The organism is Chryseobacterium sp. 2VB (genome assembly GCF_005503635.1).
Classification (GTDB): Bacteria; Bacteroidota; Bacteroidia; order Flavobacteriales; family Weeksellaceae; genus Chryseobacterium; species Chryseobacterium cupriresistens.
In genome coordinates, this window is sequence record NZ_SCNC01000001.1 from 137,768 (window position 1) to 151,350 (window position 13,583).

The following is a 13,583-nucleotide window of genomic DNA, read 5'->3' on the forward strand; positions in this document are numbered from 1 at the left end:
ATTGGAATGATATTTTTTTAACCTTATCAAGGTTTAAAAAATATCATTCCTGTAAACTGCCAGCAAAACATTACCATGAAAACCATAATCCGGGAAGCAAGGCCAAAAGACATTCCACAAATACAGGTTGTGAGAAACTCCGTGAAAGAAAACACGCTGTCAGATCCTGGATTGGTTACCGATAAAGATTGTGAGGAATTTCTATTCCAAAGAGGAAAAGGTTGGGTTTGTGAGATGGAAGATCAGATCGTTGGTTTTTCCATTGCAGATCTGAAAGAAAACAATATCTGGGCGCTCTTTGTACATCCGGATTTTGAAAACCTTGGAATAGGCAGGAAACTCCATGATATTATGCTGGACTGGTATTTTGAACAAAATAAAGATTCCGTATGGCTGGGTACTTCACCTGGAACAAGGGCTGAAATCTTTTACAGAAAATCTGGATGGAAGGAAGCTGGACCCCATGGAAAAGGAGAAATCAAGTTTCAAATGAGTTCTGAAAACTGGAAAAATAAAAAATTATGACACCAAAACTGAAATCCATCAGACCTTTTATCGGAGCGCAAAACTTTGAGATCAGCAGAAATTTTTACAGAGATATGGGATTTCAAGAAGTAGTTCTGGAATCTAAATTGTCTTTATTTACAAGAGAAGAAATCGGTTTTTATCTCCAGGATTATTATGCAAAAGACTGGGTGGATAATACCATGATCTTTATGGAAGTTGCCAATACAGATGAATTCTGGAAAGAACTCTTGTCTCTGGAGCTTACAGAAAAATATGAAAATGTGAGGCTTACTCCTGTAAGAACAATGGATTGGGGGAAAGAGTGCTTTGTACATGATCCTTCAGGAATATTGTGGCACTTCGGTGAGTTTTTTAAGAAATAAATATGATTTACGCATTTGATACCTATTATTATGAGGATTATGCCAATACCGTGTGTATTGCATTTGAAGACTGGACCTCTGAAAAAGAAGTGGAAGTCTTTATAGAACAGATTCCCGTAAGTTCAGAATATGAAAGCGGGGCTTTTTACAAAAGAGAATTGCCCTGTATTTTGAGTCTGCTAAAAAAAATAACATTAAGACCAGAAGACATTATCATTGTTGATGGATATGTCACTTTGGATAATAATGGGAAAATTGGCCTGGGTGGTCATCTGTATGAAGAACTGGAAGAAAAGTATCCTATAGTTGGGATTGCAAAGAATGAATTTAGAACTCCTGATTCCCAACGAAGAAATGCAGTTCGTGGAGAAAGTAAAACCCCACTTTTTGTAACAGCGAAAGGAATAAATGTAGATGAAGTTCAATTAAAAGTACAACAGATGCATGGCGATTACAGAATGCCTACGCTGTTGAAAAGATTAGACCAACTAAGCAGAGCATAAATAATAAAGTCTTACAAAAAGTAAGATTTTTTTTGTCTACGAATATACCGATTGGTATATTTTAATTATCTTTGTTATATTCCTTTGTCAATATAAAAAGGATTTTTTTTAATCAAAATATACTGATCGGTATATTTAAAAATAAAATCTATGAAAGAAGTATTTATAGTAGCAGCAAAACGAACCCCGGTTGGAGGTTTTATGGGAATTCTGTCAGGATTTACAGCGACTCAGCTGGGGGCTTTTGCCATTCAGAATGCTTATGAAAGTATCGGACTGGCTCCGGAACATATAGACAGTGTATATATGGGAAATGTGCTGAGTGCTGGATTGGGACAATCGCCAGCAAGGCAGGCGGCTATCTTTGCCGGAATTCCTGTGGACAAAGACGCTACCACAATCAACAAAGTTTGTGCTTCCGGAATGAAATCGGCAATGATGGGTGCACAGCAAATTCAGCTTGGAATGGATCATATTGTTATGACGGGAGGAATGGAAAGCATGAGCAACGTTCCGCATTATGTCAAAATCCGCCAGGGGACAAAACTGGGAGATACGAATCTTACTGATGGATTGATTAAAGACGGGCTATGGGATGTCTACAATGATTTCCATATGGGAAGTGCAGCTGAATTGGGTGTGAAGAAATATGGACTTACCAGACAGGAGCTTGATGATTATGCCCTTCTCTCATACCAGAGAGCTCAGGAAGCGGCAAAGAACGGCAAGTTTGGCAACGAATTGATCCCAATATCCATTGAAGGGAAAAAAGGAACTGCAATCGTTGATAGAGACGAAGATATTGATAAACTGATCCCAGAGAAAATTTCCCTTTTGAGACCTGCATTTGAAGCCGACGGAACACTTACAGCAGCCAATTCCAGCAATCTGAATGATGGTGCTGCAGCCCTTTTACTAGCGTCTTCTGAAGCAATAGAGCAACATAATTTAAAACCACTGGCAAAAATAATAGCCTATGCAGATGCCGCTCAGGCACCGGAATGGTTTACCACTTCACCTTCCATCGCTGTTCAGAAATTGTTGAAACAAACAGGTCTCAATCTGTCAGATATCGACTTTTTCGAGATTAATGAAGCGTATTCTTCAGTAATTCTATCCAATCAAAAAATTCTGGATTATGATATCAGCAAGGTAAATGTATACGGAGGAGCAGTGGCATTGGGACATCCGATTGGTGCTTCAGGAGCAAGGATTATGACCACTTTAGTGAATGTTTTACACCAGGAAAAAGGAAAGTATGGAATTGCTGCCATCTGTAATGGAGGAGGAGGCGCTTCCGCAGTTCTTATCGAAAATATAGGTTAAAAGGCATAAATTACCTTAGATTTCAATTATTATATTAAAAAAGATCTTTCTTAAAGTTAAATTTGAGAAGGATCTTTTGCGTTGGTAACAGATTGATTATCCATTGGTCAAACAGAATGTTCAATAAGTGCAGACGAATGTTTAATGCTCTATTTTTATTAAACTGACAAATATCATTACATTGTTATTTTTATTCATTCTAAATAAATATAAATTTGTCCCAGGAAATTGAACAAAGAAAATGAAAAAAATAACTACTCTTTCTGGTATTGTACTTGCATCACTGACGAATGCGCAGCTGCAATATTGTATGCCAACCTTTCAGTATGGAGCTGACAGTAATATGATCAGTAATGTGACTTTCGGAACGATTAATAATTCATCACCTGTTCAGTCGTCCAATGCACAAATTTATGAGAATTTTACGGCAATCTCCACAGATCTGCAGTCGGGAAGTTCTTATCCAATCTCTGTGCAAGGTCCTTCCAGTACATTTCCCAGCGATGTAGTTGTTTTTATAGACTTTAATCAGAACGGAAATTTTGATGATGCAGGAGAGAGCTTTTATATCGGAAGACTTGGAGCAGCCAATCCGGCCAATGCTTTTACAGTTAATAATACCATAGCAATCCCGGCCAATGCTGCCATCGGAAGTACAAGAATGAGAGTTCTTAAAAATACCAATGTTCAGGCTTATTCCGATCCTGCAGCCGCTAATTCTATAAGCTCAGCTTGCGACAGCAGTTTAAGAGCAGGGCAGACGGAAGATTATACAGTGAATATCATAGGAAATACAGCGAGTTTCCCGGCTCCTTATTGCGGTACTGAAAATATTACAAGTTCAACCGTGAGTGAGATCAGTACGGTAGAATTTGCCGGAGTTGTTAGAAACAGTGCATTGGATGGAAATTCCGATGTGCTTGAAAACTTCACAGCAACAGTTTTCAATGTCAACCGTGGAAATAGCTATCCGATAACCGTAACAGGTGGTACCCATGGCCAAACCACCGTATCCGCTTATGCTTATATTGATTTTAACCATAATAATCAGTTTGATGCTGATGAGCAGTTTAATCTGGGCTATCTGGATAATTCCAATCCGGTTCCTGGCCAGCAGTCCGGGATTGCAACAGGCAATATCACCATTCCGGCTGGTGCACAGTTGGGAGAAACCCGTTTCAGACTGGTAAAAGCCTATGAATCCAATTCCTGGATGGGAGCTTTGAAGAATCTTCCCTGTCCTTCGGATTGGTTTATCGGTCAGGCAGAAGATTATACTATAAATATTCAGCCTGAGAGTCTTTCAACCCTTGAAGTTTCTAAAGAGGCATCAAGTCTTGTTGCCATATATCCAAATCCTACCGCAAATTCTGTAACAATCAAGATGAAAGAAGGATTGGAGAAATATGAAATTTATAACATGTCCGGACAAAAGATGCTGGAAGGTAATTCGATGACGATTTCAATGGACCGTTTTGTTCAAGGAACTTATTTGATCAAAATTCACACAAGAAATCAAAAAATCTTTACAGAAAAGATGATAAAAAAATAGACACATCATATCTAAATCATATCCATATCAATTTTTGTTTTTTTAATCGACAGGTCTTTTACCTGTCGGTTTTTTTTGCTGGTTTTAAGCTTTTATATTACGATTCAGATCCCAGTAAATTCATCAAATCCTGCTTAGACAATCCCTGAAGCTTCTTTCCGTCAGTGATCAATAGGTTCTGAGCCAGTTCTTTTTTCTTTTTCTGAAGGGTAAGAATCTTTTCTTCTACGGTATTGGAGCAGATCATCCTTACCGCAATTACATTTTTTGTCTGTCCTATACGGTAACTTCGGTCAATAGCCTGGTTTTCAGCTGCAGGATTCCACCATGGGTCAACAAGATAAATATAATCTGCCTGGGTAAGATTGAGACCGACACCTCCGGCCTTTAAGCTGATCAAAAATACACGGATATCTTCATTGTTCTGAAAATGAGCTACTGTTTCACCCCTGTCTTTCGTTTGACCTGTTAAATATTCAAACTGAATATTGTGGCGTTCCAGTTCTGTCTTTATGAGGTCCAGCATTCCGACAAATTGTGAGAAAACAAGGATTTTATGATCTTTGGATTTTCCAAGGATTTGCTCCATCAGAATTTCAATTTTAACGGCATTTTCACCTGAATATCCCTCTTTCATCAGGACAGGGGAATTACAGATCTGTCTGAGCCTCGTAAGCCCTGTAAGAACGTGCATGCTGTTTTTGTTAAGATCATCGTCATCGTTGGCGGCAATAAACTCACGAAGTTCCTTTTCATAAGCATCATAAATTTTGCGCTGTTCCGTATTCATTTCACAGTAGATTACTGTTTCAGTTTTCGCCGGAAGTTCTTTGGCAACCTGTTTCTTAGTTCTTCTGAGGATAAATGGCTTTATCTTTTGCTGAAGCTCTATGGCACGTTTGCTGTACTCAAATTTATCAATAGGGATAGCATAAATGTCTTTAAAATACTGTTTACTTCCCAATAATCCGGGACAGGCAAAAGAAAGCTGGCTGTAAAGATCAAAAGTACTGTTTTCAACGGGCGTCCCCGTTAGTACAATTCTGTTTCTTGATTGAAGAAGTCTTGCGGCTTTGTATCTTTCTGAATTAGGATTTTTAATCACCTGTGATTCATCCAGAAATACATAATTGAAACTAAAATTTTTCAAAAATTGAATGTCAGAAAGCAGCATCCCATAGGTGGTAAGAACTACTTCGTAATCAGGCATATGAGCTGTTGTTTTTGGACGGTCTGCACCATAATGAAGCAGAACTTTTATGGAAGGCGCAAATCTGCTGATCTCTTCCTGCCAGTTGAAGAGCAGGGAAGTAGGAACCACAATCAGGTTGGTGGTGTGGCCTCTTTTTTCCCTCTGTGAAAGAATAAAAGCAATGATCTGAATGGTTTTTCCAAGCCCCATATCATCTGCAAGACATCCTCCGAAGTTGAAACTGTCAAGAAAATTAAGCCAGTTCAATCCGTCATGCTGGTAATCTCTCAGCTCAGCATTCAGCTCAGAGGGAACAGCTACTTCCGGAATGTTCTTTACTTTTGAAAACCTAGCGGAATAGGAGGTAAGTTCTTCCTGAATCTCCTTGCTCAGAATTTCTTTTTCAAACAGTGACGTTACCTCCGAAAAATTGATTTTCGGAATCTTTAAAAGCTCTTCATCAATTTCTCCCGCTCTGAAGTAAGCAGCTATCTTTTCCATCCATTCTTCGGGAAGAATTCCCATACTGCCGTCATCCAGCTGGACGAATTTACTCTTATTCCGGATGGCCCGGTGAAGCTGTTTCAGAGAAGCTTCTTTGGGACCAAATCCTACTTTCAGTTTAGCGTTAAACCAATCCAGTCCGCTGGTAATCTGAATATTGATTTTTGCCCGATGCGGATTTAATTTATTGTTTTTTAATTCGTTAAAACCAAGTATGATGATTCCTTCATTTCTCCAGGTCTCAAATGCTTCAAGAAACCAGTTATTATCCAGGAACTTATCCCTGTGAAGATAAAAATACTGATAGCCGTCCATCTGGTCTTCAAAATCAGGGTGCTGCTGCATCACCAAAGAAGTAAAGCGGGCTTCGGCTGATTCATTTCTTTCTATTTTAAATGGATTTCCATTATGATCGGTATCAAAAATCTGCTTCCTGGAATAGACCGGAACTTCCACATCACCATATTTCATGACGGGAGTAATTCCTATATAATTTTCCTGCTGACGGAGATAAATGACTTTTTCAGTCTGATAATTTTTGTCTTCAAGCTGCACTTTCGTTGCAGGTCGTATATAATTGTAATTGATGTTAATACGTTCTTCTAAAGCAGACAGAATGTCCTGCATGAAAGCTTCATATTTTGAAGAATGAACCAGTAAAATTTCATTATGAGCCTTAAAGAACCGGATGATTCTGAGCATGTCCGGATTGTCTACAAAGCTGAAAATGTTTCGGTTATACACAAAATACTCATTTCTGAGAACTATATTTTTAAATGGAAGAGCAATGTCATTAAACAACAGCTCTCCGGTGATTTCAAAAAACGGATCTTTCTTAAATACAGATAATTGAAACTCCGCATCTAAAGTGTTTAATTCAATACGAGAAAGTGATTTTGAAGAAACCGTTTCTGCGATTTCCCGGTCGTGATAATAGACTTCCAGTTCCAGAGGGTTCTGTACAATAAGTTTTAACGCTTCCAGTTCTCCCGTATTGTAATCTTCATTATAGTTGTTCTGAAAAGTAGTAATGGCAGTATAAAATTTGATGTCTGCAGGTTTTTCTGCTTTCCAGATAAGCTGCATGGCATCTACAGGAGTTACGGGATTTTTGAGCTTTCCTGTCTGAGTTATTTCTGCCTCCATCAGTGAGAAGGTCATATGATTGTAATAACGGTGTTTACCGATAACCAATATTTGCTTTTTACCCGATTCCAATACTGCCAGCTCATCCAGTTTAGAAGGAAGCTGAGGAAGAAGATCCCTTGCCAGCATCACATCATCTGCAGGAAGCATTTCTTTGATTCTGGGCAGTATTTTAATTTTGCCTTCAGTATATTCCAGTTCAAAATACTGATCCAGATCCGGCTCATTTTCCAGACCATATTCTTTTGCTCTGGGAAGAAAGGTTTTTTTGCGGAGTGCTTCATCAAAAAACAGGCGATAGTTTTTATCCTCAATAATGCAGTGGATTATTTCTGCCTGATGAGAACAAAGCTGGTTCTTTTCATTGCTGCAGGTGCAGGAACAAAGCAGAGTGCTGTTTATTTTGCTGATGGTAACCATCGGAAAATCCTGCAGTGAAGATTGTTTTGTAAATATTCCTGTATTGTTTTCAATAGCAACAGGATAGATTTCACGAAAATCCCTGATCCCGATAAATGCACTGTCTGAGGTATGTTTCAGCAGGTCATATACGGAAAGTGTACTGATATTGATGTTGTCAAGAATATATTCTGCCATAAAAATAGATCGGGACAAACTTACAAAAAACAAATATATTGAAGAACCCGTTTTGGCTACACCTTACCCCATTTTGGCAACTCCGGCGTTTGTTGTAATGCAGAACTTTGTCCTGTAATTTTAAACCAAGAAAAATGAAAACAATTTTTATAACAGGTGCTTCTACAGGATTAGGAAAAGCAGCTGCCCAATTATTTCAAAACAACGGATGGAAAGTAATCGCGACTATGAGAACCCCTGAAGCAGCAGCTGATCTTGCGGCTTTGGAGAATGTAACTGTACTTCCGCTGGATGTTACCAATCCGGAACAGATTAAGTCTACTGTAAAGCAGGCTCTTGAACTTGGAGACATCGATGTGGTGTATAATAACGCAGGATATGGCCTTATAGGACCTTTGGAAGCACTTTCTGATGATCAGATCGTCAAACAGCTGGACACGAATTTATTAGGGGTTATACGCGTTACACAGGCATTTATTCCTTACTTCAGAGAACAGAAAAAAGGAATGTTCATTTCTACAACGTCTATAGGAGGACTGGTGGCATTCCCATTGGGTTCTACTTATCATGCGACCAAGTGGGCCCTTGAAGGGTGGAGTGAAAGCTTAGCTTTTGAGCTTAATACTTTGGGAATTGATATTAAAACTGTTTCTCCAGGAGGAATTAAAACGGATTTTGTAAGCCGTTCTCTGGACTCAGCATCCAGTCCTGCTTATGAAGAGATGACGAATTCTTTGTTTTCTAAAATGGAAGGAATGATGGAAGCAGCATCTACACCGGAACAGATTGCAGTAGTAGTTTATGAGGCTGCAACAGATGGTAAAAAACAACTGAGATATGTGGCCGGAGAAGATGCTAAAGCCATCTATGCACAGCGTCTTGAACTAGGTGATGAAGCATTCAGAGAGCAGTTCGGAAAACAGTTTATGTAATCAGGTTTTTGAAAGACAGTATAAGTAAATTACATTTGTACTGTCTTTTTCACTCAATAATTTATAATTTTATATCATGGAAAAGAAAGATAATATTCCCCTGAAGATCTCATCCATATCAGAATTGCACGATATGCTGCAGTTGCCCAAGCCGCTTCATCCGTTGGTAAGCCTTGTGGATAATACGAAAATGAGCATCAGAAAAGATATGCTGAAGAGAAGCTTTATCCTGAATTTTTATAAGATCTCATATAAATATTCCACGGTTGGGAAAATGGGCTATGGACAGGGATATTATGATTTCAATGAGGGAGGAATGATGTTTACGGCTCCCGGTCAGGTTCTTTCTACTGATGAGAATGCAGAATACTGCGGATATACTTTGTTGGTACATCCGGATTTCATCAGAAGTTATCCTTTGGCAAAGAATATCAAAAACTTCGGTTTCTTTTCTTATGATACGAATGAAGCGCTGCATTTATCGGATCAGGAAAAAACAACAATCACCGGACTTCTTGATTATATTGGAAATGAACTCAATACATCTATTGATGAAGTAAGCCAGGATGTTATTGTTTCTTATATTGATGTTCTTCTCAATTACAGCAACCGCTTTTATAAAAGACAGTTTATCACCAGAAAGGCGGTTAATAATGATGTACTGGCTAAAATGGATGTTGTGCTGGAAAAGTATTTTAACGAGCAGGAAACATTAAATAAAGGGCTTCCAACGGTGGAATTTCTGGCCTCCACGCTCAATCTGTCACCCCATTATCTGAGTGATATGCTTCGTAACCTGACCGGACTGAATGCTCAACAGCATATTCATGAAAAACTGATCGAGAAGGCGAAAGAATATCTTACTACGACAGGCTTTTCTGTTTCTGAAGTAGCATATGCTCTCGGATTTGAACATCCGCAGTCATTCAACAAGCTCTTTAAAAAGAAAACTGATAAAACACCATTGAGTTACAGACAGTCTTTCAATTAAATAAAATACAAACACCTGGTTCAAATATCAGGTGTTTTTTATTGTATGCTTTTTAGCCAACACTTTGTTTTTCTTTAATGAAAGCTTCAATTTTAAATTTTGCAGTGGCCCATTCATCATCCAAAATACTGTAATAAGCCGCATTTCTTGTGCTTCCATCCCTGAGAACTTTGTCTTTACGTAAAATACCTTCAAATACACCACCGATTTTTTCGATCGCTTTTCGTGATCTGAAATTATCGTCTTTCGTTTTCAACTGTACCCTGTTTGTTTTCAGCACATCAAAGCAGAAGGTGAGCAGTAGTAATTTGCATTCCAGGTTGATGGCTGTTCCCCAGAACTCTTTGGTGATCCATGTCCATCCGATTTCCAGTTTTCTGTCTGCAGGATATATTTCAAAAAAGCGGGTGGAGCCGATGAGTTTTCCGGTTTCTTTATGTCGTATTACAAATGGATATTGATTTCCGGTTTCTCTTTCTGATAAGGCGAATTCATACGTTTTATAAAACTGGGTTTCTTCAGAACAATCGGTAGGAATCAGTTCCCAGAGTTCTTTATCTGAAGCAGCAGCATATAATTCTTCAAAATGCTCTTTTTCAAGGGGAATTAATTCAACAGTTTCTCCTTCCAAAATAGTTGGATAGGCGATCCATTTTTCTTTCATGGCTCATTTTTTATACAACGAAATTAATGAAAAAGTTATTTAAACGTTATAAAACCACAAAAAAGACACAAAAGCTTTTTAAACACTTAAACTATTTTAAGTTATATGCTTTGTGTATAAAAGTATCCTAAAGTTTTGTTGAAAATCAAAGATTTTCATTTTATGTGAACTTAATTACACGGTATTTCCTTAAACTTTCTAAAGTATACCAAAGTGTTTAGAAAATAAAAACTTTTGTGACTTTTGTGGTTAAGTTTAAACAGACTTGAAAATAAAAATTTGTGTTCAAAAAATAAGGTGATTTTCCACCATAATGAGGTCGGCAATTTCATTAATTGGTTAAAATGGAACATAAAAATGACAAAAATGAACTACATTTTAATAGCGCAGCGTGTCTAAATTTGCAAAAAGGATTTTTATTACCCTGTTATAATGAACGAGACCCCATCTTTTAATGCAAAAATGCCGACCGCCTGTTTTTTACTATTCTTTGCCCACGGGCTTGTTTTTTCCTCCTGGGCGAGCCGGATTCCTATCATTAAAACTGCTCTTTCCATTACTGAAGCACAGTTGGGAACGCTGTTGCTTCTTATGCCGATAGGACAGCTGTCGACGATGGTTCTGGCCGGAAAACTGATCAGTATTTACGGAAGCAGCGGAATTATTAAAAGATGCTTTATGCTGTATCCTTTTTTTCTTCTCTTAATTGGCTTATCACCTTCTTATTGGACTTTAGGGGCCGTTCTGTTCTTTTTCGGCGTGTCCGGGAATATTTGCAATATTGCCATCAATACACAGGCAATTGAGATAGAATCTATCACAAAAAGAACCCTTCTTTCTTCCTATCACGGGGCATGGTGCTTTGCAGGGCTTACAGGGGCTTTAATCGGGTTGCTGATGATTAATCTCCATGTAGGAACTTTTTACCATTTTGTTTTTATTTTCACTCTGGTAGGAATACTTTGGTTTTACAGTACAAAAAATCTGACCAATATTATTCATAAAGCAGAACCGCAGACCCGTTCAATTTTCAAAGCGGTGAATCCTACACTGATTGGTTTGGGAATTATAGGCTTCCTGAGTATGGCGATTGAGGGCGCAATGTTCGACTGGAGCGGGGTTTATTTTCAAACTATAGTTAAGGCACCTGAAAACCTTGTCATAATGGGATATACAAGTTTTATCTTAATGATGACTTTAGGTCGTTTTATCGGGAATAAAATCATTGAAAAATATGGAAAAAAGATCGTTCTGCAGTGTTGTGGACTGCTGATGAGCAGCGGGCTTTTTCTAAGTGTTTTCTTTCCTGAACTGTGGATCTGCATTATCGCCTTTATGATTATTGGCCTTGGAAGTTCCCTGAGTGTACCTTCCGTATACAGTACAGTAGGAAAAGTGAGTACAGTAGCTCCGAGTATTGCTTTGTCATTTGTTTCCAGCATATCATTTTTAGGATTTCTGATGGGGCCGCCTCTTATCGGATATATTGCAGAAAGTTTTGATCTCAGGTACTCATATGGTCTTTTTGCCTGCTTTGGGATTTTACTGGCGATTATGGCGGGTCAGATGAAAGTCTTCAGGAAATCATACTAAACCCTTTCCCGATTGTATTTGTACAGACCTATTTATCGATAATTAGAGCTGTTTATTTCGGAGAATATTTTAAACAGCAAACCGGAATTTCTTATCAGGATTATCTGCTGGACTATAGATTAAAACTGGTGGAAACCTATTTAAAATACAGCAGTGTCAGACTCAGTGAGATTGCCTACGAGCTCCAGTTCAGCGATGAAAGCCATCTTACCAAACTGTTCAAGAAATACAGAGGAGTAACTCCCGGAGAATACAGGAAAAGTTTCAAGTAAATATCTTTTTATAAGAAGGCCTTTTTTATTAGGTTAAAATTTGATTTTAAAAAATATAAAGTTAGCTATATAGTTGACTTTATATTTTTATATATTTACAGCAAATATATTTCAGATGGATTTTGACTTTATTAAAGAATTAGGATATAAAGCTTTGGATAGCAGACTGAAGAGAATCAGTGACCGCATGTCTCATGATGTGCGGAAGTTTTATAAAGAATTCGGAATTGATGTGGAACCCAACTGGTATCTGGTTTTTATGTTGCTGCAAAAAAAAGGCGAAATTTCTATTACCGATATCGCTGAGCCTTTGGGCTATTCGCATCCATCCGTTGTGGCTATCGTCAAAAAAATGAGCGAAAGCGGTTATCTCATCATCAAAAAAGATAGTGCAGATAAGCGAAAGCAGATCATTTCATTATCTCCCAAAGCCATTGATATGCTTCCTCAGCTGAAGCAGATCTGGGACTGTTGTGAAAAAGCAATTCTGAAGGTATTATCAGAAGATCTGTCGATTTTTACGTATCTGGATCATATTGATCAGAAATTAAAAAATGAATCTTTTCATCACAGATTTAAACAGGAATATTTAAAATCAATTCAATCATGAAAGCATTACTTCTCATTACAGCATTTCTTTTTTCCACGAATTTGATTTCGGCAACAGAAACGAAAATCATGATCAGAGCCAAAGCAAAAGATGCAAAGTTTATCGGAACTTCATTGGGCGGCGCTCATATTATCATCAGAAATAAGCTTAATCAAAGGATTCTGGCAGAAGGAAACACTACCGGAAGCACGGGAAACACCGATCTGATTATGAAAACACCCAAAGTAAGAGGAAACTCCATTGCAGATGAACAGACAGGAGGTTTTATGGCTGCCATAGATATTGATGAACCTACATTTGTGAATATAGAAGTAATTTCTCCTTTGAACAGCAAGCAGGCTCAGGCGGTAGTAAGTACAGAGCTATGGCTGATTCCCGGGAAACATATTTTAGGAGAAGGAATTATCCTTGAGATTCCGGGGTATATTATTGATATTCTGAAACCCAGAACCCATCAGTATATTGCACTGAAAAGTATTAAAGATAAACCTTTCCTGTTTCAGGCCAATATTGTGATGATGTGCGGATGTGTTATTGATAAAGGAGGAGTGTGGAATTCCGATGAAATAGAAGTGAAAGGAATCCTGAAGAAAGACGGAAAATTTGTGAAAAATGTAGAGATGTCTTTAGTTTCAACCAATCTGTTTGAAGGAGATCATATCATCAGTTCGCCGGGAAACTATGAACTTGTTGTGTATGCTTATCATGAAAAAACGGGAAATACAGGTGTAGATAAGGTCAATTATGTAGTTTTCGAATAAATGAAACTCAATATATAGGAATGAAAAGAGACTTCTGAAAAGTCTCTTTT

General features: G+C 38.0%; 12 protein-coding genes and 1 pseudogene. 11 read left to right on the plus strand and 2 right to left on the minus strand.

From position 1 onward, the window contains the following. The first annotated feature begins 75 nt into the window (after positions 1-75). The 5 genes from FFS26_RS00630 (at position 76) to FFS26_RS00650 (ending at position 4,271) form a co-directional block, all read left to right on the plus strand. Positions 76-525, plus strand: coding sequence for a GNAT family N-acetyltransferase (locus FFS26_RS00630; RefSeq protein ID WP_110008698.1), 450 nt, complete (start codon positions 76-78; stop codon positions 523-525). Next, positions 522-890 carry a glyoxalase gene (locus FFS26_RS00635; protein ID WP_062670171.1) on the plus strand — a complete coding sequence of 123 codons (369 nt, stop codon included), beginning with the start codon at positions 522-524 and terminating at the stop codon, positions 888-890. The genes FFS26_RS00630 and FFS26_RS00635 overlap by 4 nt, the downstream gene beginning before the upstream one ends. A gap of 2 nt (positions 891-892) precedes the next feature. Beyond that, positions 893-1,393, plus strand: a complete 501-nt coding sequence (locus FFS26_RS00640; RefSeq protein ID WP_110008699.1) for an endonuclease V — start codon at positions 893-895, stop codon at positions 1,391-1,393. A 150-nt stretch (positions 1,394-1,543) separates the two neighbouring features. Next, complete coding sequence (locus tag FFS26_RS00645; RefSeq protein WP_137904001.1) at positions 1,544-2,719, plus strand: acetyl-CoA C-acyltransferase; 1,176 nt, start codon at positions 1,544-1,546, stop codon at positions 2,717-2,719. 241 nt (positions 2,720-2,960) lie between these two features. After that, positions 2,961-4,271 carry a T9SS type A sorting domain-containing protein gene (locus tag FFS26_RS00650; RefSeq protein ID WP_110008701.1) on the plus strand — a complete coding sequence of 437 codons (1,311 nt, stop codon included), beginning with the start codon at positions 2,961-2,963 and terminating at the stop codon, positions 4,269-4,271. Between the two features lie 97 nt (positions 4,272-4,368). Here the strand turns inward: FFS26_RS00650 and FFS26_RS00655 are convergent, their stop codons facing one another. Then, a complete protein-coding gene (locus FFS26_RS00655) occupies positions 4,369-7,710 on the minus strand; it encodes a DEAD/DEAH box helicase (RefSeq protein ID WP_137904002.1) in 3,342 nt (1,113 codons plus the stop codon). A gap of 134 nt (positions 7,711-7,844) precedes the next feature. Between FFS26_RS00655 and FFS26_RS00660 the strand changes: the two genes are divergently transcribed. Both FFS26_RS00660 and FFS26_RS00665 read left to right on the plus strand, forming a co-directional pair. Beyond that, positions 7,845-8,642 (plus strand): SDR family oxidoreductase, encoded by a 798-nt coding sequence (locus FFS26_RS00660; protein WP_110008703.1) that lies wholly within the window; start codon positions 7,845-7,847, stop codon positions 8,640-8,642. 76 nt (positions 8,643-8,718) lie between these two features. Next, positions 8,719-9,633: a helix-turn-helix domain-containing protein gene (locus FFS26_RS00665; RefSeq protein ID WP_137904003.1), complete on the plus strand. Its 915-nt coding sequence runs from the start codon at positions 8,719-8,721 to the stop codon at positions 9,631-9,633. A gap of 52 nt (positions 9,634-9,685) precedes the next feature. On the opposite strand, the gene FFS26_RS00670 is transcribed toward FFS26_RS00665, so the two are convergent. Continuing rightward, on the minus strand, positions 9,686-10,297 hold the full coding sequence (locus tag FFS26_RS00670; RefSeq protein WP_137904004.1) for a GNAT family N-acetyltransferase: 612 nt from the start codon (positions 10,295-10,297) through the stop codon (positions 9,686-9,688). 432 nt (positions 10,298-10,729) lie between these two features. On the opposite strand from FFS26_RS00670, the gene FFS26_RS00675 reads away from it, so the two are divergent. The 4 genes and pseudogenes from FFS26_RS00675 to FFS26_RS00690 all read left to right on the plus strand — a co-directional run bounded on the left by FFS26_RS00675 (position 10,730) and on the right by FFS26_RS00690 (position 13,533). After that, positions 10,730-11,890: an MFS transporter gene (locus tag FFS26_RS00675; RefSeq protein ID WP_137904005.1), complete on the plus strand. Its 1,161-nt coding sequence runs from the start codon at positions 10,730-10,732 to the stop codon at positions 11,888-11,890. A gap of 53 nt (positions 11,891-11,943) precedes the next feature. Then, positions 11,944-12,162, plus strand: a pseudogene (locus FFS26_RS00680) (helix-turn-helix domain-containing protein); the annotation flags it as partial. Positions 12,163-12,277: 115 nt separating this feature from the next. Beyond that, complete coding sequence (locus FFS26_RS00685) at positions 12,278-12,772, plus strand: MarR family winged helix-turn-helix transcriptional regulator (RefSeq protein WP_110008707.1); 495 nt, start codon at positions 12,278-12,280, stop codon at positions 12,770-12,772. Next, positions 12,769-13,533, plus strand: coding sequence for a hypothetical protein (locus FFS26_RS00690; protein ID WP_110008708.1), 765 nt, complete (start codon positions 12,769-12,771; stop codon positions 13,531-13,533). Before FFS26_RS00685 ends, FFS26_RS00690 begins: the two co-directional genes overlap by 4 nt. The last annotated feature ends 50 nt before the right edge of the window (positions 13,534-13,583 follow it).

Coding starts and splice junctions, on each gene's coding strand:
- FFS26_RS00630 (WP_110008698.1), top strand. CDS start 76: ATGAAAACCATAATCCGGGAAGCAAGGCCAAAAGACATTCCACAAATA.
- FFS26_RS00635 (WP_062670171.1), top strand. CDS start 522: ATGACACCAAAACTGAAATCCATCAGACCTTTTATCGGAGCGCAAAAC.
- FFS26_RS00640 (WP_110008699.1), top strand. CDS start 893: ATGATTTACGCATTTGATACCTATTATTATGAGGATTATGCCAATACC.
- FFS26_RS00645 (WP_137904001.1), top strand. CDS start 1,544: ATGAAAGAAGTATTTATAGTAGCAGCAAAACGAACCCCGGTTGGAGGT.
- FFS26_RS00650 (WP_110008701.1), top strand. CDS start 2,961: ATGAAAAAAATAACTACTCTTTCTGGTATTGTACTTGCATCACTGACG.
- FFS26_RS00655 (WP_137904002.1), bottom strand. CDS start 7,710: ATGGCAGAATATATTCTTGACAACATCAATATCAGTACACTTTCCGTA.
- FFS26_RS00660 (WP_110008703.1), top strand. CDS start 7,845: ATGAAAACAATTTTTATAACAGGTGCTTCTACAGGATTAGGAAAAGCA.
- FFS26_RS00665 (WP_137904003.1), top strand. CDS start 8,719: ATGGAAAAGAAAGATAATATTCCCCTGAAGATCTCATCCATATCAGAA.
- FFS26_RS00670 (WP_137904004.1), bottom strand. CDS start 10,297: ATGAAAGAAAAATGGATCGCCTATCCAACTATTTTGGAAGGAGAAACT.
- FFS26_RS00675 (WP_137904005.1), top strand. CDS start 10,730: ATGAACGAGACCCCATCTTTTAATGCAAAAATGCCGACCGCCTGTTTT.
- FFS26_RS00685 (WP_110008707.1), top strand. CDS start 12,278: ATGGATTTTGACTTTATTAAAGAATTAGGATATAAAGCTTTGGATAGC.
- FFS26_RS00690 (WP_110008708.1), top strand. CDS start 12,769: ATGAAAGCATTACTTCTCATTACAGCATTTCTTTTTTCCACGAATTTG.